The organism is Pseudoalteromonas sp. Isolate3 (assembly GCF_022398505.1).
GTDB classification, from domain to species: Bacteria; Pseudomonadota; Gammaproteobacteria; order Enterobacterales; family Alteromonadaceae; genus Pseudoalteromonas; species Pseudoalteromonas apostichopi.
The window spans coordinates 1-21,654 of sequence record NZ_JAKEVN010000073.1; the positions used below are offsets into that span (position 1 = coordinate 1).

Sequence of the window (21,654 nt, forward strand, 5' to 3'; positions counted from 1 at the left end):
ATATGTACCTTATGCTCGTTTAAGTATAATCTTTATACATTCTTTTCTATTAATTTAATCTGAATTATTAGCAAGCAAGGAGTCGCGAATGCTAACACGCCAGGCGGAAGGCTATAAAATTTCAATTAGGGCAAGTGTATTGCTGGTTTTTGCCCTTGCTAGCTTACTCACCGGTATCGTGGCGATAAGTTTGCATTATTACTTTAGTGAAAAGTTATTACTGCAATCTAAATCAGAACAGTTCAAACAAACTAGTCAGCAAATAGCCGATCACATAACAAGAATCAATCAGCGTGCTGATAATACCTTAAGCGTGATGATCCACGACACTAGGCTATTATCAGAGAGCCAAAATAACAAAGAAATTTTACAGCAAGTGCTGATCGAAATTTTAACGCGTCATCCAGACTTTTATTCGCTAATTCTTGGTCATGCTAATGGTGACTTATTACAGGTTATTAATTTAAAAGGGTATGCAAAGCTTCCCCCATCAATCCAGCTCGATGAAGACGATCATTGGTTAGTGTATCAAATTTCTGGGCAGGGGGGGGAGCGTAAGCAGGTAACCACGTATTTAGATGAGTCGTTGGTCATTCGTAAAAGAGACACCCAAACTACGGATTACGACCCAAGGAATAGAGTTTGGTTTCTGGATGCAACGAGTGACTCTGTAACGAAAACCGAGCAGTATGTGTTTAAAGTACTTGAGGTACCAGGTTACACCTATGCAATAAAGTCAGCGCAAACAGGCGATGTATTAGCGATTGATATAGCCAGTGCAAGTTTGAATCACTTTTTAACCGACCAACAATCTAAAATGAAGCACCTTGTTGAAAGCGAAATGTATGTTTATCGGGGGAATGGTGAAATTATTGCAAGCAGTAAAAATCAAAGTCATCAGCATAGTTTTGCTGACCTATCTAAGTTAGTTAAATTGGATGAACAAAAATCAGGGCTTGCTAACAAAGAACATCAATTCGGCAAAATGTTAAATGTGCATGAAAAGGGCATAGAAAAATACATGTTTGTTCTGCCGCTGCCGCTTAGTAGCGATATGCAATCTGATGAAGTTGATTATTTCACGGTGCTGGTATCTAAAGATGACGTGCTGGCGGTTATAAGAGATAAAATTCGTATTTCAATTTTAGTGACTGGTTTATTTTTAATTTTGCTGCTGCCAGTCTCTTGGTTTTTTGCCTCTTCAATCGTCAACCCGATTCTCAAATTAGTAGGTGAAAATAAAAAAATTCAGCAGCGAGATTATAATGAAGTTTCAACACTCTCTAGCCACATTTTAGAAATCCATTATTTGGCAAGTTCGATGGTGGATATGAGTCGCTCTATTGAGCAACATGAAAACTCACAAAAAGCCCTGATGGAGTCATTTGTAGAGCTTATCGCCCAAGCGATTGATGACAAATCACCATATACGGCAGGGCACTGTGAGCGGGTCCCTGAGCTGGGTATTTGGCTTGCTGATGCTGCGTCAGACTCAAAAAATGAAGCGTTTTCTGAGTTCAGCTTTAAAACGTCTGATGAACGACGAGAGTTTCGCTTAGCTGCGTGGTTGCACGACTGTGGTAAAATTACTACGCCTGAGCATATCGTTGATAAAGGCACTAAGCTTGAAACCATTTATAACCGTATTCATGAAGTACGTACTCGATTTGAGGTGCTGCTACGTGATGCAAAAATTACTTATTATGAGCAGTTATTAGCCCATCCTGAGCAGCAATCTGTGCTTAAGCAAACGCTTGACCAACGAACCAAAAAGTTACACGCAGACTTTAGCTTTATTGCTGCCTGTAATGTTGGTGGTGAGTTTATGGATGAAGCGCAGCTGTCTCGTTTACATGAGGTTGCTAGCATTAAGTGGCAGCGCCATTTTGACGCAAGTTTAGGTTTATCGCCCCTTGAAGAAATGCGTATGGCTGATTTGAAGAATCAGCATTTACCTGTCGAAGAGTCACTCCTGAGCGATAAGCTAAGTGATTTAATTCCACACGAAAAAGCCGTTGAGTACCCAGAAAGTTTGGGCATTAATATGGCGATTCCGGAGTATAAATATAACCTTGGCGAAGTGTATAACTTGTCGGTGGCGCGGGGCACGCTTACAGCGGAAGACCGGTTTAAGATCAATGAGCATGTGATCAGTACAATTCGTATGCTTGGTAGTGTGCCATTCCCGAAAGAATTAGCTAAAGTTCCGCGTTATGCATCAACCCACCACGAAACCTTAAAAGGGACTGGCTACCCACGAAAATTAACCGCGGAACAATTATCAATACCTGAACGTGTGTTAGTACTTGCTGATATCTTCGAAGCATTAACCGCGGCAGACCGCCCATATAAAAAAGCCAAACCTTTGAGTGTTGCTATTGATATTTTAGCGAAAATGGTTGATGACGATCATATTGACCGTGACGTATTTGAGCTCTTTTTAACTTCCGGCATTTACCTAAAATATGCAAAACAGTTTTTACATGAGTCGCAAATTGATTCTGTCAATTTAACAAAATATCTAAGGTAATTATTTGCTTATGCTTTAGGATAAAATTGCAGAGTTTTGTTTGTAATACAAAATTATTGGTGTATAAAAGATATACAAGCTAATATTACTAACGAACAAAGCATTGCAAGGAGATGCATAAGTGCTGGTATCTGCTTTTCAAAAACTTAAATCGAGAATTCGTTTTTCGATTCGCCTTACCGTTGTTGCCGTGTTCGTTTTAGCAACTTCACTAACAGCTCTCATTGCAATTAGTCTGCAATATTATTTCAGCGAAAAAATGGCTATAGAGGCCAGTGTCAAAAACTTTAATTTAGCCACAGGCTCAGTGGTTGATTACCTTGCAAGGGTGAATGAAAAGTCAGAAAACACGCTAAGTGTAATGGTTCAAAATAGTAGCTTGATCAGTGCCAACAGCGAAGATAAAAGTGAGCTGAGAAATGTCATGAGTGAAATCATGCAGCTCAATCCATTGTTTTATGCGTTGTATGTAGGCTATGAAAATGGTGACTTTTATGAATTAATTAATTTAGAAAGCAGTGAAATAGTGCGTCAGCAGTTGCAGGCCATTGAAGCAGACCGTTGGGTGGTGATCCACATTAGCGGTGAAGGGGCAGAGCGTGTTCAGCATACTCATTATTTTGACCAGCAATTTAATTTACGTATCTCGCAAACCAAAGGCACCAGCTATGATCCGCGAGAGCGCTTGTGGTTTAAGCAAGCAAACTCAACACGCGTGAAAAAAACAAAGCCATATTTCTTTACTCACCTGCAAGCACCTGGGCAAACCTACTCAATAAAGTCAGCAAATGAAAATAGTGTGTTGGCGTTAGACGTTAGCTTGTCGAGTATTTCTGAATATTTGAGTCAACAGCAAAGTAAAATGAGTAGCCAGTATTTAAGTGAGCTGTACATTTACAATAAAGAAGGTGAAATTGTTGCCTCTAACCAACAAAAAAATAGCTTACTTTTGCCAAGGCTTGAAAAACTTCCCTTAACAGAACAGCAGCAAAGTGTATTGGCGAAGTACCCTTATTTGAGCGTTTCTAACGAAACTAATTGGCCACCAATGGACTTTAGTGTCGGCGGTAACCCGAAAGGCTATAGCATTGATTATATTAATGCCTTGGCTGAGTTGCTCGGAATTAAGGTAACTTTTATTAACGGTTTTACATGGACTGAGTTTTTAACTCAATTTGCAAAAGATGAAATAGATATTGTACAGCCTATTTTTAAAACCCCAGCAAATGAGTCGCTCGGTCTTATGAGCCAAACAATGGCAACTTTGCCGTTCAGTATCATTACTGCAAAAGGTTCAACACCGGTCGTTAGCATGAAGCAGTTAGCGGGCAAACAGTTAGCAATTGGTGAAGGCTGGTCGGTAATTAAAGTGATTAAAGAGCACTTTCCTGATATCGACATTGTTGAGCTGCCAAGTACCAAAGCGGTGCTCGATGCGGTAAGCCAAGGACGTGTGTATGCAGGGTTAGATAACGAAGCAGTGTTCAAATACACTCAAAATCAGTTTTTTATTGAAGGGATTCAATATAATCAGCTTGATAGTTATAGTCATGATCTCCTACCAGATACTCTACATTTATTGTTTCATCCTGATGATGCAGAGCTAAAAGATTTAATTAATATGGCTATAGAGCAGCTCCCAAATTCGTATATTGCTGCACTAGAGCGTAAATGGTTAGGGAGCGATCCTAGTCAGCAATCACAAGTGATTGGCACAGTGCCATACCCTGAATTTCTTACTCTAATTACAGATCGGGCAAACTTCGCCCATTTACGTTTAATGACTCTAAATGGCGTTGAGAAGTACGTGTATATTACCCCTGTTTCAGAAGGGGGGAGCAATAGCGATTACTTAGCGATAGTGGTGCCCAAAGAGGGCGTATTGAGTTCTACCCGTGAAAAAATTAAGCTGTCTATTTTTATCACCGCGGCCTGTTTGATTATGGTACTGCCTGTATCATGGTTTTTTGCCTCACCAATTGTTTCGCCAATTAAGACCTTAGAGGGTGAAAATTTAAAAATTAAACACCGTCAGTTTGATCAGGTTTCAACGCTAAAAAGCAGTATTAAAGAAATCAATAATTTAGCCAACTCCATGGTGCAAATGAGCCAATCAATTCAGCAGCATGAGCAAAAGCAAAAAGCCTTAATGGAGTCATTTATTGAGCTTATAGCTCAGGCTATCGATGATAAGTCTCCTTATACAGCAGGACATTGTGAACGGGTACCTGAACTTGGGATCATGCTGGCCAAAGCAGCTTCAAACTCAAATGAGGATGCGTTTAAACAGTTTGCGTTTAAAAATAAAGACGAACTAAGGGAATTTAGCCTCGCAGCTTGGTTACATGACTGCGGCAAAATCACTACTCCAGAGCATATCGTAGACAAGGGCACAAAGTTAGAAACTATTTATAACCGTATCCACGAAGTGAGAACGCGTTTTGAGGTACTTTGGCGGGATGCAGAAATTGCTTATCTAAAAGACGTGCTAGTGTCACCTGAAAAGCAACCAGAGCTTGAGGCTGAACTTATTAAACGCCAAGCAGAGTTACGTAGTGATTTTTCGTTTATAGCAGCCTGTAATGTTGGCGGTGAGTTTATGGATGAAGCAAGCCTTGGACGTTTAGAGGCGCTTAGCAACATCACTTGGCAGCGAAATTTTGATGATAAAATAGGCCTTTCGCCAGTTGAAGAGTTAAGGGTTCAAAGCGATGATGAGCAATTGCCTGTCACTGAAAAGCTACTTTCAGATAAGCCTGAGCATTTGATTGCCCACGATAAACCTATACAGTATGACGAGCGTTTAGGGATAAAAGTAACCATTCCAGAATACAAGTATAATCTTGGCGAACTGTATAACTTACAAATTCAGCGCGGTACTTTAACAAACGAAGATCGATTTAAAATTAATGAGCATATTATCAGTACTATTCGGATGCTAGATAACGTCCCATTTCCTGATGAATTAGCCCGTGTGCCGCGTTATGCCTCGACCCATCACGAAACATTAAAAGGCACGGGTTATCCCCGTAAATTGTCTGCAGATGATTTATCGATACCTGAGCGTGTGTTAGTGCTGGCCGATATATTTGAAGCATTGACCGCAGCCGATAGACCTTATAAAAAAGCCAAACCATTGAGTGTTGCGATTGATATTTTAGCGAAGATGGTTGCCGATCAACATGTAGATCAAGATGTGTTCAAATTGTTCTTAACGTCAGGTATCTATCTTGAGTATGCAACACGCTATTTAAATCCAGATCAAATCGATGATGTAGATATTGCGAAATACCTGTGATTGGAAGCGCTTGCTTTTACTTTAGAGGGAAAAGTCCGTACAATTCGCCTCGTTTTTAGTGACGCTTTTAACGAGATAAATTCAAGCCGTATGCATCAGATTGCTGACTTAATCGCTATTTTTGAAAACACCTTTTATCAAAGCCATAATACGCGTTTGATAAAGGGTGATGATGAACCCATATACCTGCCTGCTGATGAGCAAACGTCTTATCATCAAATTGTGTTTGCCCACGGTTTTTATGCCAGTGCCTTACATGAGATTGCTCACTGGTTAGTGGCTGGAGAGGCACGTAGATTAAAAGAAGATTATGGCTATTGGTATTGTCCTGATGGTCGTGATAAACACCAACAAGCTGAATTTGAAGCGGTTGAAGTAAAGCCTCAAGCTATTGAATGGGCGCTAAGTACAGCAGCTGGTTTCGATTTTAATGTATCGGTTGATAATTTAAATGGTGAACAAACCTGTCGATTTGATTTTCAGGCTCGGGTTCACCAGCAAGTGTTGAGTTTTTTAGCAACAGGTTTTAATCAGCGCACTACAGCACTCCTCAAAGCATTGAGCGATTTTTATAATACCCCATGGCCATTAACGGCTACACAGTTTTCATGGCAGCGCGATTTTCAAAGCAACCCAGGAGCTTTATCTGATGCAGTTTAAATTAGGTTTGATTGTAAATCCGGTTGCCGGCTTAGGTGGCAGTGTGGCACTGAAGGGAAGTGATGGCGCAGATACCGCTGCAAGGGCGATGCAACTTGGCGCAGAGCCAAAAGCAAACTTACGCACCCGAGCAGCTCTTGAAGTTCTGCTTGCACATCAAGGCGACTTAACCATTTACACAGTAGACGGTGAAATGGGCGAGCAGACGGCGCGCCAGCTTGGTTTTAAAACTCAAGTGATTTACCAAACAAATGAAATCACCACCCCCGATGACACTGAGCAGGCTGCCAAGTTATTAGTTGAGCAAGGTGTCGACCTTATTTTATTTGCCGGTGGTGATGGTACTGCACGTAATATTTGTCATGCGGTTGGTGATAGCACCCCTGTGTTAGGTATTCCTGCAGGCTGTAAAATACATTCTGGCGTTTACGCTATTACCCCTAAAGCAGCAGGTCGCGTTGTCGAGATGCTAGTCAAAGGTGAACTCGTCAGCCTTGGCGATGCCGATGTTATGGATATCGATGAAGATGCATTTCGTGAAGGTACAGTAAAAGCTAAGCGCTATGGTGAAATGCAAGTTCCGAGTGAAGTGCGATATGTGCAAGCAGTTAAAAATGGCGGTAAAGAAACTAATGAATTAGTGCTTGCTGACATTGCTGCCTATGTTGTCAGTGAAATGGACGAAGACTGCTTATATGTAATGGGCAGTGGCTCAACCGTGGCTGCAATAATGGAAGAGATGGGTCTTGAAAATACCTTATTAGGTGTTGATTTAGTAGCAGACCAAGAGCTAGTTGCGCAGGATTTAACTGCACAGCAATTACTTGAGCTCACACAAGGTAAAGATACTAAGTTGGTGATCACCTTAATTGGTGGACAAGGGCATATATTCGGCCGAGGAAATCAACAATTGAGTCCTGCACTTATCCGTGCGATTGGTCGCGACAACATTATTGTAGTGGCAACGAAAACTAAATTACAGGCCTTAAATGGCCGACCACTGATTGCCGATACAGGTGATAGTGAGTTAGACGATGAATTAAGTGGTTATATTCGCGTAACCACAGGTTTTAATGACCATATTATGTATGCAGTGGGTCATCAAGATGGGCTGCACCCAGAGGAGAAGTAACAATGATTTTAGTAAGTTATATTGATGCAGCGCAGCAATATTTTGATGATTTAGTCGATAAAGCAACTGACGACGAGCTATTTGCTGGTGGCTATTTGCGTGGTCACTTTGACTTAGCGGTAGGCTACGCACAAGTAGAAGAATTAAATTTATCGATTGATGAGCTTAATAATCAAGTTGAATCAAGTCTGGTTAAAGCTTATCGCAATGGTGAGCTAAACGAAGAAGATAAAGAGCTCGTTGTGCGCCTTTGGGATGAGGTTAAAGCACTAGCGGTTTAGTTGAGTATTAAAATGAGTACTGTAAAGCGACCTGTGTCGCTTTTTTTACATCAAGTGATTACCTTTATTAGGGAATTCTATTAACTTAAAATTTACCTTAGAACTTAGATACGTTAAGGTTAACGAGATATTTTTCCAGGGAATTTGAAAATGAATAACAATAATGATGTGCAGGCACCAAGTGGTGCAATCGCACGTTTTCTGAATACGATTGAAAGGGTGGGCAACAAGCTCCCTGATCCTGCGATTATCTTCTTAGTCGCAATGCTGCTTATTTGGTTCTTATCTTGGCTCTTCTCGGGCACCACATTTGATGCAATCGACCCGCGAACAGGCGAAGCCATAGTTGTAAATAATCTATTAGCAGGGGATTCCCTTGCTACTTTCTTGTCTTCGATGGTGAAAACTTTTACCAGTTTTGCGCCACTTGGCGTGGTGCTTGTTGCCATGTTAGGTGTTGGTGTTGCTGAGCACTCTGGCTTTATCAATACTGGCCTTAAATTAATGCTAAAAGTAACACCTAAGCAGCTTTTAACACCCTCTATTATCTTAGTGGCGATTGTCAGCCATACGGCAACTGATGCCGGTTATGTATTAGTCATCCCTCTGGCTGGGGTCATTTTTTATGCTATGGGTCGTCATCCGCTTGCTGGTATTGCTGCGGCGTTTGCTGGGGTAAGTGGTGGCTTTAGCGCAAACTTTATTCCGTCAGGGATTGATCCGTTACTGCAAAGCTTTACCCAAAGTGCAGCACAAATTATTAATCCTGATATGGCGATTAATCCGCTTAATAACTGGTTTTTCACCTCTGCTTCAAGCTTATTTATTATCTTATTAGGCTGGTATATCACAGATAAAATTATCGAGCCGCGTTTACAAAACACGCCACTTGATGGTGATACAGAAGATTTACCTGCTTTTGATGAAGCGCGCAGTGATGAAAAACGTGCATTCTATATCGCAAGCACAGTGATGATTGTTGGCCTTGTATTACTTTGGTTTGTCTCTGCTCCAGCTGACTCAGCAATGCGAAGTAGTGATGGTTCTTTAACTAATTTCCGCTCACCGTTAATGCAATCAATTGTTCCACTTATATTCTTACTGTTTTGGATCCCAGGTGCAGTTTACGGTTTTGTAGTTGGTACATTCAAAAGTTCTAAAGATATGATCGATGCCATGAGTAAAGCCATGAGCGGTATGGCTTACTACATTGTTATGGCGTTCTTCTGCGCGTTATTTATTGCCGCATTTAGTAAATCAAATCTAGGTGCATTACTTGCTATTGAAGGTGCACAGCTACTTAAAGCGATGGCATTACCAAGTTCGGTGACTGTGGTAGGTATTATCTTCTTAACGGCGTTTGTGAATCTATTTGTAGGTTCAAGTTCAGCAAAATGGGCGCTGTTAGGGCCAATCTTTGTACCAATGCTGATGCAACTAGGTATTTCACCTGATTTGACTCAAGCTGCGTACCGTGTAGGTGACTCAAGCTCTAATATCATTACCCCACTGATGCCATACTTCCCACTGGTTGTGGTGTACTGCCAGAAGTATGTTAAAGGCACAGGTATTGGTACGTTAATCGCCATGATGTTGCCGTATTCAATCGCCTTCTTAATCGGTTGGAGTATCTTCTTACTCGCGTACTGGGGCTTAGGCATCCCACTTGGCCTACAATCAAGCTACGCATACCCAGCCATTGGCTCATAACGATTTAAGTAATAAAGCCTCAGCCACCCAGCTGAGGCTTTAAAAACTTTAGGCTGATAGCCTAACTTCAGACACAAAAAAACCTTGTCACTTTCATGACAAGGTTTTTTTATTGCTTACAGCTTTGATTAGTTCGCAGTGAAGCTCACTGGACGACGCTCTTTACGTGGGCCGCCACGTTTTTCACCACGATCTTTGTCTTTGAAGCTACGCTTTTTGTCACCACGATCACCGCTTGGGCGTTCAGAGCGAGGAGCCGCAGGACCTTGGTCTTGCGTTAGCGTCATATTCATCGGACGTTTACAGATGAACACCTTTTGGAAGTGATCAAGCACATCTTTTGGCATGTTCTGTGGTAACTGTACCGTACTGTGACTGTCGTGTAAGCGGATATCACCAATGAATTTGCTTGAGATATCAGCTTCGTTAGCAATCGCACCAACGATATTTTTAACTTGTACACCGTGCTCACGACCAACTTCGATACGGTAAGTATCCATAGGGCCCATGCTGCGGCTATTGCGCTCACGTGGCTCGCGAGGTTTACGCTCACGTCCTTGACGGTCGCCACGCTCAGCACGATCACCTCGTTCGTTACGACGACGCTCGTTACGTTCGCCACGCGGTTGAACTTTAACTTCTTCAACCTTGATTGGTGATTGTTGCTGCGCTAAACAAAGTAATGCACCGGCTAAATCTTCAGCACTTAGCTCAAGCTTTTCTGCCATGTCAGCAGCTACTTGGTTAAAGAAAGTGATATCTTTGTTTTCAAGAGCAATAGTTAATTTGTCTTGAAGAGCTTTAATACGTTTTTCTTCAACTACTTTTGCTGTTGGTAAGTCAACTTGTGCGATCTCTGACTTCGTATGACGAATGATATTTTTAAGTAAATAACGCTCGTTATGTTTTACGAAAAGAATCGCTTTACCTGTACGACCCGCACGACCAGTACGACCAATACGGTGAACGTAGGCTTCTGAGTCTTGTGGAATATCGTAGTTGATTACTAAGCTTAAACGGTCTACATCAAGACCACGTGCAGCAACGTCTGTTGCAATAACGATATCAACTAGGCCGTTTTTCAAACGGTCTACTGTTCGCTCACGTGCTTGTTGGTTCATATCACCATTAAGTGGTGCGGCAGAGAAACCTTCGCGCTCAAGTAATTCAGCTAACTGTACAGTGTCGTTACGTGTACGTACGAAAACAATTGCACCATCGTATTGTTCAGCTTCTAAGAAGCGAACGATAGCTTTGTTTTTGTGTACATGTGCATTCCAAAATACTTGCTCAACAGTAGATACAGTTGAGTTACGAGCAGAGATATGAACTTGCTCAGGCTCATTCATGTACTTGCTGCTGATATTTTGAATTTGCTTAGGCATGGTCGCAGAGAAAAGACATGTTTGCTTTTCACGTGGCGTTTTCTCCATGATGCTTTCTACATCATCAATGAAGCCCATGCGTAACATTTCGTCTGCTTCATCAAGAACAAGGGCTTGTAAGCTCTCAAACTTGATTGTGCCACGGTTAATGTGGTCAATTAAGCGACCTGGCGTTGCAACAATGATTTGCGCGCCACGACGAAGTGCACTTAGTTGGATGCTGTAGCTTTGGCCACCATAAAGGGCTAAAACTTCAACACCACGAGTATGCTTAGCATATTGTTCGAATGCCTCAGCTACTTGGATCGCAAGTTCACGCGTAGGCGTTAAAACAAGGATCTGTGGCTGCTTCACAGACGGGTCAATATTATTTAGTAACGGCAGTGCAAATGCTGCTGTTTTACCTGTACCCGTTTGCGCTAGTCCCAGTACGTCCTTTCTTTCTAGCAATAACGGTATACATTGAGCTTGGATTTCAGATGGAGTCTTGTAACCCAACTCTTCAACTGCTTTAAGGATTGCAGGAGAAAGATTTAGAGATTCAAACGTGACTGGTTCTGACATTAATACGCCTCAACGAATTTAAAGAGGCGCGCATTGTATAGGAAATACGAGGCAATTGCTTGTATAAATTACAACTAATTTGTATGTGGTTGATGTTGGTCATAATTTAATCAGTTTGAGTTTGCCAAAATCAACCACGTTTACAATTTATTGATATAACCCTAAATTTTCTTTAGCGTATGCTTCGAATTCAGTGAAGGCACCAATGTGAGCTTGGTCAATAAAAATCTGTGGTACAGTTGGGCAAGGTTTGCCAGCAGACTGCTCTAGATCTGCTTTGCTGATGCCTTCTTTGATTATGTCGATATAACGATATTTAAAATCGTCACGCTCATTTGCAAGTTTTTCAGCAACATCTTTTGCACGAACACAGTATGGGCAGCCTTCACGGCCAAAAATTACAGTTAACATATCGCTCTCCTCGATGTGAATGTGTTTATCTAGTTGTTATCTTAACGAATAAAATGAATAAAAACAGCGCATAAAATCGATTGTACTATTCTGTTTTTCTCATCATAGTAATTTAGCTAATCAAGTGTCCGCATCCTAAGACCAAGTTCTGTTGAGTAACCCATAGAGTGAGCAGTAATAGCCAACTGTTCATCAATGACATAATAAGTTGGATAGGCACTTATTTTATAATCTTGACCCGTACTTTTACTGCCAAGTAACACAGGCATGGTCAGTTCCAGTGAATCGGTAAACTGTTTAACTTCAGCAATGTTTTGGTAATCGAGGGCAATTGCTATGGCATTTAACTTACCTTGCTGATGGGACTTTTCTAAATTTGGCATGCTGTAGCGACAAATTGAGCACCAAGGCGCAAAGAAATACACTACTGTTTGCTTTCCTTGTAATTGTGCGATGGTCATCCGCTCTGTCGGGTCATTTAGCGTGGCTAAATTAAAATAGGGGGCAGGAGTTTTATCAGTTGAGAGTAAATTACGTTGCTGAAATGCGGTCACGGCATACACAACGACTGCCATTAACACGACATTTTTTAGCACACTGATAAATTTTTTTAAAAAAGTTGGATTTTTTTTCATTGTTATTTTGTACGTGTTTAGCCCTTTAAAATCAACTTATTCAGACCCGTTTGCGATGGTATAAATTTCATTTAATTTAAAAAAGTTGTAATTTTTTTTGCTAAAAATCTTGAAAAGATTTTGCCCGCCCATAGATAGTTTAGTGAGGACGCCTGATGGGTCCCAAACAAACTAAAGTAATTGAAATATAAAATATTAATTTAACTTTGTTAGCGCTGGTTCTATAGAAGAGCACTAACAAAATATCGCTTAAATATGAGGATATAATTATGCGTACAGTAGACTTATCACCACTTTATCGTTCATTCATCGGTTTCGATCACTTAGCATCATTAATGGATGCGGCAGCGCGTACAGACAAGCAGCCAAGTTTTCCTCCATATAACATCGAAGCACTCGATAAAGACAAATATCGTATCACTATGGCTGTAGCAGGTTTTAGTGACAGTGAATTGACCATTGAGTCAGAAAATAACACTTTAAAAGTCAGCGGTACGAAAGCTGATAAAGAAGATAATGCTGAACGTAAGTTCATACATCAAGGCATTGCGGAGCGTAACTTTGAGCGTAAGTTCCAATTAGGTGACCACGTTAAAGTACTTGGCGCAGACCTTGAAAATGGCTTATTAAGTATCGATTTAGAGCGTGAGATTCCAGAAGCATTAAAACCACGCAAAATTGAAATTGGTAATGGTAAATTACTCGAAAACAAGTAATTACCAACAGCATTGTTTCCCCTAGTTAGTTTTGCCGCCTCACTTGAGGCGGCTTTTTTGTTGTTACAGTTTATCTAAATTATCCAAACACCAGTTGGCACGATCAAGTGTGGCTTGCTGAACTGATTCATCTTGCTTATACCAGTTATTATAAATCATACCAATCCGTGGGTTTTGTGATAGTTGCTGTTTATGCTCTAACATAAAATGCCAATATAAACTGTTAAACGGACATGCATCATCAGTCGCTTTTTCTTTAATGTTGTAGTGACAGTGTTTGCAATAATCACTCATTTTGTTGATGTAATTACCACTGGCAGCGTAAGGCTTAGTGGCAATTAAGCCACCATCAGCAAATTGACTCATGCCACGAGTGTTTGGCATTTCAACCCATTCTATGGCATCGATATAAATGCCTAGATACCATTCATCTACTTCGCTTGGCTCAATAGCGGTTAATAAGCAAAAGTTACCGGTTATCATTAAACGTTGTATGTGGTGTGCATAAGCCGTTTGCAGGCTTTGTGAAATAGCATGGTGCATACAATTCATGTTCGTTTTGCCGTGCCAAAAGTAATCGGGTAGGGCACGCTTGGCATTTAAGGCATTTTTGCTTGCGTAATCAGGCATATTTTGCCAATAAATCCCACGTACATATTCACGCCAGCCGAGAATTTGCCGAATAAAGCCTTCTACTTGCGCAATATCAATATGTTGCTTTTCAAAGCTCGTTAACACTTGTTCGATGACCTGCATTGGGTGCAACATTTTAGTATTGAGGGCAAACGATAAACGGCTGTGATACAAAGACCATTGATACTTTGACTGGCATGTCATGGCATCTTGAAATTGACCAAAATTAACAAGCAAATGTTCACAGAAAAAATCGAGTAATTGTTTTGCTTCAGAGCGAGTGGTTGGCCAAATGAGAGTATTGCTACACTCGCCAAAGGTGTTTACTTTGTGCTTTTCTATCCGTTTGAGGGTTTGGCTAATATCATGACCAAAACACAAAGGTTCTGGGATTTCTTTAAGATCGCTCGGTTTTAACTTATTTCTGTTTTGCTGATCAAAATTCCATTTCCCACCACGAGGTTGGTTATTATCGTCCATTAATATATTAAATCGCTTACGCATAGCACGATAAAAAAACTCCATTTTAACTGGCTTATCTTGCTTAAAATACTGGTCAATATCATCGAAAGGTAGTAGAAAATGCTCCGAGTCAACGGCATTAACATTAAATTCGCTCTGCTTTGAAAATTCTACAAGTTGCTTTTTGAGGCGGTATTCGTCTGGATATTGATACTCAATATTTTGGCATCGATAGTGCTTTGCTAAACGGGTGAGTAGATCAGGTAATGTAGCATCATTTTTTGTGTCATCAAGTGTTAGATGTAGGCAGTTTAAATTTGCTTTTGTAAGTGCATTAGCAAAGTTTTCCATTGCAGCAAAGAAAGCGGCAACTTTTTGTAGGTGATGTTTTACATAGTCGGTTTCTTGTTTTAATTCGGCGATGACATACAGTGTGTCTGGTTGTGATTTATCTTTAAACCAACTGTGGCTTGCATTAAGTTGGTCGCCAAAAATAAATCTTAAGGTGGTGTATTGCACTTTTAATTACCTTTGCAGCAAGTAATCTAAGGTGTTACGAAACAAACACTAAGATAGATCGATTAATATAGTCTATAAAAAAGGTATATTAATGGCATAATTAATGAGTAATAAACTAGGGATGGTACGACATGAAAATTAACTTACATTTACTATTTATAAGCCTACTAGTTTGCCCTTTGGCGCACAGCACTGTTTATCACTGTGAGAAAAATGGTGTTGCTGAGTTTAGCCAACAACCTTGTGGCAAAGATGCAAAGTTGATTACTATTAAAGAGCAAAGTCCACACCTTTCGTATACTTCAAATAATGATGCACAAACATCAACAGATAAAGATTCCGCGGAAGTCGAACGTTATATCCGCTTAAAGCAAATTGATGCGAAAATTGCAGAACATAACAATAAAATTGATACATTTAAGCTCAAAATGAACAGGGAAATTGCGGCCTTATCTGAGCAATCTGATTCTCAGCTGCGTAACTTGGTGGGTGCTAAGAAACAGGCAGCCATTGCCAAACAGATGAGCGCCGCATCTGAGCGTTACGGCCTACTTATTAACGGCGAGCAGCGTAGTATTGATAGGCTCATGGCTGAAAAGTACACTTTAACATCATATGCTAACAAGGTTGCCAATAATGAGGTCGCTAGTTTTATTCGCTCAAAACAGATTATGCGTAAAATTTCAGAGCACGAGAATAAAATAGATACTTATCAAGCTGAGCTTAACATGCAAATGTCAGAGCTTGAGCAACAACTAAGTAGCCGCCCTCGCAATTTAGCTGATGCAAATAGCGACAATGCATTAGCAGACAAAATGACAGCTCTAACTAGTCGCTTTAATACTCTTATCGCTATTGAGCAAAAACAAATCGACAGACTCAACAGCGAGTTAACGAAGCTATGAACTTAATCGTGCGGGACAATACGCGCTAAAAGACACCACATTTGAATAAGAAAACAAGTAACTTTTGACAATATTTGCAAACACTCTCGTAGCTTGCAGCCAAGCGCGATGCAATTGAGAGTCAATTGGGTGAATGTATGATTTGCGGGTTTCGATAAAGGCTCTGCAAAGCGAATCGATATCGTTAAAGGATACTTTTAAAAAGCTTAGGTTATTTGCTAAGTAATGGATAAATGGTGTGACTTGATGTAAGTCATCAAGATGACTGATTATCTTATTCAAAGCACAATACAAGATATAACTGCGCTTAGTTATGCTTTCATGATCTGGCACCACCATAGTTAACTTATATGAACTAAGATTGCGATGATAGGCGCTTGTATACTGATGAAAATCAGGTTTTAGCAATTCAATGTCTTGTAGTAACAGTCTTTTTTGAAATGAAGATAGACTCATAGTACATCGCTTAATAGCCGAGGCTATAGGTTGTTCTTATTATTTGATTAAATATAGACAAGAATTTCCAGTTTTGGAAAATTTATGACAAGGTTGTCATAAATTTTTTAGGCAAAAAATAGTCTAACTAATTCATGCTGGAAGGTTGCTAATTGAGCGCTACATGCTTATAATGGCCGCCATTGAATTGAGGTGTTTTGCACTCGATTAGATGATATTAAGTTACTTTTAATATCTATTGGCGCGGGATGGAGCAGCCTGGTAGCTCGTCGGGCTCATAACCCGAAGGTCGTCGGTTCAAATCCGGCTCCCGCAACCAAATACATGCTAAGGCATTGTAAGTGTACTTAGTATGCACAGTAATTTTTACTGTATGAAGTCGCGCATTCTGGTAATGCGCGTTTTGCGTTTAGGCTATCTAGTTTAATTTGGTCAGGTAATTGACTCGCAACCAAGCTTGGCCCTAGGCCACACAGTTTTATGCTTTAGGTGTGACGCCCCGCTTGGTTCGGGGCGTTGTTGTATCTGCTTGGCGGTGATTTTAAATCATTATTAAACTCAGTATTTCAGGGCTATATGCCCTTTTTTTGTTTGTATGGAGGATTTTCGTGACAAAACTTGAGCAAGATTTAGTAGCCATGCTCTCACCGGCCGTTGAAATGTTAGGCTTTGAGTTACATGGTCTTGAGTTTGTGCAAGCTGGTCGCCACTCTACATTACGTGTTTATATCGATCACGATGCAGGGATTACGGTTGACAATTGTGCCGACGTTAGTCGTCAAGTTAGCGCAATTTTAGATGTCGAAGACCCAATTACAAATGAATATGATTTGGAAGTTTCGTCTCCTGGTGTTGATCGTCCATTATTCAAACAAGATCACTACGAGAAGGCGCAAGGAGAAGAAGTACGCGTGCGTACTAAGCTTCCGCAAGATGGTCGTCGTAACTTTAAAGGCGATTTAGTATCAGTTAGCAGTGATATGATCACACTTTCAGCAGATGGCACTGAGCATATGATTATGATCAGTAACATTGAACGTGCGAACATCATCGCAAAGTTTTAATTCGAGTGCGAAGGAATAGGGCAAGCGAGGCATAACCCATGGCAAAAGAAATATTATTGGTTGCTGAAGCCGTCTCCAATGAGAAAGCGGTTCCAAAAGAAAAGATTTTTGAAGCGTTAGAGTTCGCATTAGCGACTGCAACAAAGAAAAAACACGATGGCGAAATTGACGTTCGCGTATCAATTGATCGTAAAACTGGTGATTACGACACGTTCCGTCGCTGGAAAATCGCTGAAGTTCTTGAAGATGGTTCTTTAGAACATCCATACAGCGAAATCACGCTTGAAGCAGCACAAGTTGAAGACGAAAACTTACAACTAGGTGATTACGTCGAAGAACAAATTGAGTCAATCAAGTTCGACCGTATTACGACACAAATGGCAAAGCAAGTTATCGTACAAAAAGTACGTGAAGCTGAGCGTGCTTTAGTTGTTGAAGAATATAAAGATCAACAAGGCGAATTGGTAACTGGTGTTGTTAAAAAAGCAACACGTGATGCAATCGTACTTGACCTTGGTAACAATGCTGAAGCGGTTATCTACCGTGATGATATGTTACCACGTGAGAACTTCCGTCCAGGTGACCGTATCCGTGGTTTACTTTACGAAGTTAAGCCGGAAGCTCGTGGCGCGCAATTATTTGTAACGCGTTCTAAACCTGAAATGCTAATGGAGTTATTCCGCATTGAGGTACCTGAAATTGGCGAAGAGATGATTGAATTACGTGCTGCAGCACGTGATCCAGGTTCTCGTGCAAAAATCGCAGTAAAATCTAACGATAAACGTATCGACCCAGTGGGTGCGTGTGTTGGTATGCGTGGTGCTCGAGTACAAGCTGTTTCAACTGAGCTTGGTGGTGAGCGTGTTGATATCGTTCTTTACGATGATAACCCAGCACAATTCGTTATCAATGCAATGGCGCCAGCAGAAGTTGCGTCAATCGTAATGGACGAAGATACTCATTCAATGGATATTGCTGTTGAAGCAGATAATCTAGCACAAGCAATTGGTCGTAACGGTCAAAACGTTCGTCTTGCTAGCCAGTTAACTGGTTGGGAATTAAACGTAATGACAGTTGATGACATGCGTGCGAAGAACGAAGCTGAATCAGACAAGCTAATTAACTTATTCACTGAATACCTAGATATCGATGATGAGTTTGCAACATTACTTATCAACGAAGGTTTCTCAACACTTGAAGAAGTTGCTTACGTTCCTGCATCGGAATTCCTAGAAATCGACGGTTTAGATGAAGAAACAGTTGATATCTTACGTTCACGTGCAAAAGACGCATTAACAACTAAAGCGCTTAAAACGGAAGAAAGTTTAGAAGGTGCTGAACCTGCAGAAGACCTACTAGCACTTGAGGGCTTAGAGCGTCATCTTGCATTTGTTATGGCAAGCAAAGGTGTAGTAACACTTGAAGACTTAGCTGAGCAAGGTATTGATGAGTTAGTAGACATCACTGAGCTATCAGAAGAAGAAGCTGGTAAGCTAATTATGGCTGCGCGTAACATTTGTTGGTTCGCAGACGAGTAATTTATTAACGGAGGTATTACACACTATGGCAGAAGTAAATGTTGAAAAACTAGCCGGAGATATTGGTACAACTGTTGATAAGTTATTACAGCAGCTTGAGCAAGCCGGTATATCAAAAAAAGCAGGTGATATGGTAACGGAGGCTGAAAAGTCAACATTACTTGATCACTTAAGCAAGCAGCACGGCGGTACAGGGTCTGAAGGCCCTGCTCGCATGACTTTACAACGTAAAAGCAAGAGCACTCTAAGTGTGACTGGCTCAACAGGTAAAGCAAAGTCTGTGCAAGTTGAAGTACGTAAAACACGTACTTACGTCAAGAAAAGCGCCATTGAGCAACAGCAAGAAGAAGAGCGTTTAGCTGCAGAAGAAGCTGCACGTAAAGCAGCAGAGCTTAAAGCCCAGCAAGAAGCTGAAGAGCTAAAAGCGAAACAAGAGGCAGAACGCAAAGCGAAAGAAGAAGCTGAGCGTAAAGCCAAAGAAGAGGCTAAACGTAAAGCTGAAGCTGAGCGTAAAGCGAAACAGAAGCAGATGACCCCAGAGCAAAGTGCTAAGTCTGAACAAGATCGCGCCGAAGCTGAGCGTCTGCAAAAAGAAGCAGAAGAGGCCGCATTGAGAAAAGCTGAAGAAGAAGCGAAACGTCAAGCAGAAGAGGCAAGAAAGCTAGCTGAAGAAAATGAAGCTCGCTGGAAAAAGGAAGAAGAAGAGCGTAAGAAGCGTGAAGAAAGCGCTGATCACCACCTTACGACTTCAACTTACGCACGTGAAGCAGAAGATGAATCTGACGCACGTGAAGAGCATAGCGCTCGTCGTAAGAAAAAGAAAAAAGGACCTCAAAAAGATAAACAGGCTGCCGGTCCTAAAGGTAAGAAAGGCAAGCTAAAAGCACCAACGTCTTTACAACATGGTTTCCAAAAACCAACCGCTGACGTGAAAAATGAAGTTCGTATCAGTGAAACAATCACTGTTGCTGAGCTTGCATCACGTATGGCAGTTAAAGGTGCTGAAGTTGTTAAAACAATGATGAAGATGGGTGACATGGTTACCATTAACCAAGTGATTGACCAAGAAACAGCACAGCTTGTTGCTGAAGAAATGGGTCACAAGGTTATCATTGTTAAAGAAAATGAATTAGAAGAGAAAGTACTAAACGACCGTAGCGAAGAAGGTAAAGCCATTCCTCGTGCACCGGTTGTGACAGTAATGGGTCACGTTGACCACGGTAAAACGTCAACACTTGATTACATTCGTTCAGCAAAAGTTGCTTCTGGTGAAGCCGGTGGTATTACTCAGCACATTGGTGCATATCACGTTGAAACAAATGGTCATATGATCACATTCTTAGATACGCCAGGTCACGCCGCGTTTACATCAATGCGTGCTCGTGGTGCTAAAGCTACGGATATTGTAATTCTTGTTGTTGCAGCCGATGATGGTGTAATGCCACAGACTAAAGAAGCGGTTCAGCACGCCCGTGCTGCAGGCGTTCCTTTAATCATCGCAGTAAACAAGATGGATAAAGAAGGCATCGACCCAGATCGCGTTAAGAACGAGCTAGCACAATTAGATGTTATCCCAGAAGAGTGGGGTGGTGAAACACAGTTTGTGCATATCTCTGCGAAAACAGGTTTAGGTATTGATGACCTACTTGAAGCAGTATTAATGCAAGCTGAGCTACTTGAGCTAACTGCGCCAGCTGAAGGTATGGCTGCAGGTGTTGTAATTGAATCGCGTCTTGATAAAGGCCGTGGTCCAGTTGCTTCAATCCTAGTTCAGTCTGGTACGCTTAACCAAGGTGATATCGTACTTTGTGGTCTTGAATATGGCCGTGTACGTGCGATGAAAGATGAGAACGGACAAGACATTAAGTCTGCTGGTCCATCTATTCCAGTAGAGATTTTAGGTCTATCTGGTATCCCTGCTGCTGGTGATGAAGCAACAGTAGTTAAAGATGAGCGTAAAGCGCGTGAAGTAGCACTTTACCGTCAAGGTAAATTCCGTGAAGTGAAGCTTGCTCGTCAACAAAAAGCGAAGCTTGAAAACATGTTTACGAACATGGCTGAAGGTGATGTATCAGAAGTTAACATCGTTCTTAAAGCTGACGTACAAGGTTCAATCGAAGCAATCGCTGATTCATTAACTAAGCTTTCTACTGATGAAGTTAAAGTGAAGATTGTAGGTTCAGGTGTAGGTGGTATCACTGAAACTGATGCAACTCTTGCAGCAGCGTCTAACGCTATTGTTGTTGGCTTTAACGTACGTGCTGATGCATCAGCTCGTAAAGTGATTGAGTCAGAAAACCTAGACTTACGTTACTACAGCGTAATCTACAGCCTGATTGAAGAAGTTAAACAAGCGATGTCAGGTATGCTTGCTCCAGAATTCAAGCAAGAGATCATTGGTCTTGCTGAAGTTCGTGACGTGTTCAAGTCACCTAAGATTGGTGCAATCGCAGGTTGTATGGTTACTGAAGGTATCGTTAAGCGTAGCGCACCTATCCGTGTACTTCGTGATAACGTGGTTATCTACGAAGGTGAACTTGAGTCACTACGTCGCTTTAAAGACGACGTTCAAGAAGTTCGTAACGGTATGGAGTGTGGTATCGGCGTTAAGAACTACAACGATGTTAAAGTTGGCGACCAAATCGAGGTATTCGAGACGGTTGAAGTACAACGTTCACTTTAATTTCGTTTAAGTTATTGCTTTAAATGGGGGCCTAGCCCCCATTTGTGCATTCGTAATTAAATTAACTTATTC

Annotated in this window: 15 protein-coding genes and 1 tRNA gene; 12 read left to right on the plus strand and 4 right to left on the minus strand. The window is 41.1% G+C overall.

Translation table 11 applies throughout. The features are described from left to right. The first annotated feature begins 88 nt into the window (after window positions 1-88). The 6 genes from L1D46_RS13935 to L1D46_RS13960 all read left to right on the plus strand — a co-directional run bounded on the left by L1D46_RS13935 (window position 89) and on the right by L1D46_RS13960 (window position 9,611). Complete coding sequence (locus tag L1D46_RS13935) at window positions 89-2,530, plus strand: HD domain-containing phosphohydrolase (protein WP_239977701.1); 2,442 nt, start codon at window positions 89-91, stop codon at window positions 2,528-2,530. A gap of 121 nt (window positions 2,531-2,651) precedes the next feature. Continuing rightward, window positions 2,652-5,828: an HD domain-containing phosphohydrolase gene (locus tag L1D46_RS13940; RefSeq protein WP_239977702.1), complete on the plus strand. Its 3,177-nt coding sequence runs from the start codon at window positions 2,652-2,654 to the stop codon at window positions 5,826-5,828. Window positions 5,829-5,918: 90 nt separating this feature from the next. Next, on the plus strand, window positions 5,919-6,488 hold the full coding sequence (locus tag L1D46_RS13945; RefSeq protein ID WP_130051991.1) for an elongation factor P hydroxylase: 570 nt from the start codon (window positions 5,919-5,921) through the stop codon (window positions 6,486-6,488). Next, on the plus strand, window positions 6,478-7,620 hold the full coding sequence (locus tag L1D46_RS13950; protein WP_167657975.1) for an ATP-NAD kinase family protein: 1,143 nt from the start codon (window positions 6,478-6,480) through the stop codon (window positions 7,618-7,620). Before L1D46_RS13945 ends, L1D46_RS13950 begins: the two co-directional genes overlap by 11 nt. A 2-nt stretch (window positions 7,621-7,622) precedes the next feature. Beyond that, entirely contained in the window at window positions 7,623-7,901 is a 279-nt protein-coding gene (locus L1D46_RS13955) for a YfcL family protein (protein WP_130051989.1), read from the plus strand. A 150-nt stretch (window positions 7,902-8,051) separates the two neighbouring features. Next, window positions 8,052-9,611, plus strand: a complete 1,560-nt coding sequence (locus L1D46_RS13960; protein WP_130051988.1) for an AbgT family transporter — start codon at window positions 8,052-8,054, stop codon at window positions 9,609-9,611. A gap of 128 nt (window positions 9,612-9,739) precedes the next feature. Here the strand turns inward: L1D46_RS13960 and L1D46_RS13965 are convergent, their stop codons facing one another. The 3 genes from L1D46_RS13965 to L1D46_RS13975 all read right to left on the minus strand — a co-directional run bounded on the left by L1D46_RS13965 (window position 9,740) and on the right by L1D46_RS13975 (window position 12,546). After that, window positions 9,740-11,560, minus strand: a complete 1,821-nt coding sequence (locus L1D46_RS13965) for a DEAD/DEAH box helicase (RefSeq protein WP_130051987.1) — start codon at window positions 11,558-11,560, stop codon at window positions 9,740-9,742. A gap of 147 nt (window positions 11,561-11,707) precedes the next feature. After that, window positions 11,708-11,971: a GrxA family glutaredoxin gene (locus L1D46_RS13970; protein WP_239977703.1), complete on the minus strand. Its 264-nt coding sequence runs from the start codon at window positions 11,969-11,971 to the stop codon at window positions 11,708-11,710. 116 nt (window positions 11,972-12,087) lie between these two features. Next, window positions 12,088-12,546 (minus strand): TlpA disulfide reductase family protein, encoded by a 459-nt coding sequence (locus tag L1D46_RS13975; RefSeq protein WP_239977704.1) that lies wholly within the window; start codon window positions 12,544-12,546, stop codon window positions 12,088-12,090. 329 nt (window positions 12,547-12,875) lie between these two features. Here L1D46_RS13975 and L1D46_RS13980 point away from each other — a divergent pair, with 329 nt between their 5' ends. Next, window positions 12,876-13,322 (plus strand): Hsp20 family protein, encoded by a 447-nt coding sequence (locus L1D46_RS13980; protein WP_130051985.1) that lies wholly within the window; start codon window positions 12,876-12,878, stop codon window positions 13,320-13,322. Between the two features lie 63 nt (window positions 13,323-13,385). Here L1D46_RS13980 and L1D46_RS13985 read toward each other — a convergent pair whose 3' ends face one another. Beyond that, window positions 13,386-14,936, minus strand: a complete 1,551-nt coding sequence (locus L1D46_RS13985; RefSeq protein ID WP_130051984.1) for a cryptochrome/photolyase family protein — start codon at window positions 14,934-14,936, stop codon at window positions 13,386-13,388. A 131-nt stretch (window positions 14,937-15,067) separates the two neighbouring features. On the opposite strand from L1D46_RS13985, the gene L1D46_RS13990 reads away from it, so the two are divergent. From L1D46_RS13990 to infB, 5 genes are all read left to right on the plus strand, one after another. Beyond that, the gene (locus L1D46_RS13990; RefSeq protein ID WP_167657978.1) at window positions 15,068-15,841 is read left to right on the plus strand and encodes a DUF4124 domain-containing protein; all 774 of its coding nucleotides are present in this window, start codon (window positions 15,068-15,070) and stop codon (window positions 15,839-15,841) included. A 698-nt stretch (window positions 15,842-16,539) separates the two neighbouring features. Beyond that, a tRNA-Met gene (locus L1D46_RS13995) sits at window positions 16,540-16,616 on the plus strand. 289 nt (window positions 16,617-16,905) lie between these two features. Then, window positions 16,906-17,361: a ribosome maturation factor RimP gene (rimP, locus tag L1D46_RS14000; RefSeq protein WP_054553177.1), complete on the plus strand. Its 456-nt coding sequence runs from the start codon at window positions 16,906-16,908 to the stop codon at window positions 17,359-17,361. A 38-nt stretch (window positions 17,362-17,399) separates the two neighbouring features. After that, complete coding sequence (nusA, locus tag L1D46_RS14005) at window positions 17,400-18,899, plus strand: transcription termination factor NusA (RefSeq protein ID WP_130051981.1); 1,500 nt, start codon at window positions 17,400-17,402, stop codon at window positions 18,897-18,899. Between the two features lie 25 nt (window positions 18,900-18,924). Beyond that, entirely contained in the window at window positions 18,925-21,582 is a 2,658-nt protein-coding gene (gene infB / locus L1D46_RS14010; protein WP_130051980.1) for a translation initiation factor IF-2, read from the plus strand. Window positions 21,583-21,654: the final 72 nt, after the last annotated feature.